The 1,037-nt window shown below is 64.0% G+C and carries 1 protein-coding gene; it reads right to left on the minus strand.

Features of this window, described 5'->3' with window-relative positions:
• Nucleotides 1–1,037: DNA topoisomerase (locus tag EN932_RS36840; RefSeq protein WP_245483411.1), on the minus strand; the 1,037-nt coding region annotated here is incomplete at both ends.

The following is a 1,037-nucleotide window of genomic DNA, read 5'->3' on the forward strand; positions in this document are numbered from 1 at the left end:
GTGCTGGGTGGCGTTGATCGCCTGGCGGGCAAGCTGCTCGCCGGCACGGATCTCGGGCAGCCGACGATTTTCCTCGTCTTCCGCATCGTCGTCCTTCTGGTCGGTGTATGCGGCGATGAAACCGTCGAACCGAACGACCGAACCGACGGCACGCAGCTCCGCGGTGCGCGATCCATTGACCGCCTCGATCTCTGCGGTGGTGCGCTCGATTTCGGCCGGCTGCATCTGGCTGGCGATGGCGCGCTTCCAGATCAGCTCATAGAGCCGCATCTGGTCGGAATCGAGATATTGCCTGACCGATGCCGGGGTGCGCATGAAATCCGTCGGGCGGATCGCTTCGTGCGCTTCCTGGGCGTTCTTGGCTTTGGCCGTATATTGGCGCGGCTTTTCCGGCAGGTATTTCGGACCGAATTCCTTGGCAATGGCATCGCGTGCGGCGTCGATCGCCTCGGGTGCCATCTGTACGCCGTCGGTTCGCATATAGGTGATCAGACCGGTGGTCTCACCGCCGATCTCCATGCCTTCATAGAGGCGTTGCGCCACCTGCATGGTGCGGCTGGCCGAGAAGCCGAGACCCGACGAGGCGGCCTGCTGCAGCGTCGAGGTGGTGAAGGGCGGGCCGGGATTGCGCTTGGTCGGCTTGGCTTCCACCGACACCGCCTTGAAGGTCGCGCCTTCGAGCATCGACTTGATGTCGTCGGCCTGCGCCTTGTTTGAAATGTCGAGCTTTTGCAGCTTCTTGCGATCGAAGGCGGTCAGCCGCGCTTCGAAATTCTCGTTGCGCGGCGTGCCCAGCAGTGCAGCGATCTGCCAGTATTCCTCGCGGATGAAGCGCTCGATCTCGGATTCGCGGTCGCAGACGAGACGCAGCGCAACCGACTGGACGCGTCCGGCCGAACGGGCGCCCGGCAGTTTGCGCCACAGCACCGGCGACAGCGTGAAGCCGACGAGATAATCCAGCGCCCGGCGGGCGAGATAGGCATCGACCAGCGGCGCATCGATCTGGCGCGGATTGGCCATCGCTTCCAGCACCGACG

This window comes from Mesorhizobium sp. M7A.F.Ca.US.002.01.1.1 (assembly GCF_004022955.1).
Taxonomy (GTDB): Bacteria; Pseudomonadota; Alphaproteobacteria; order Rhizobiales; family Rhizobiaceae; genus Mesorhizobium; species Mesorhizobium ciceri.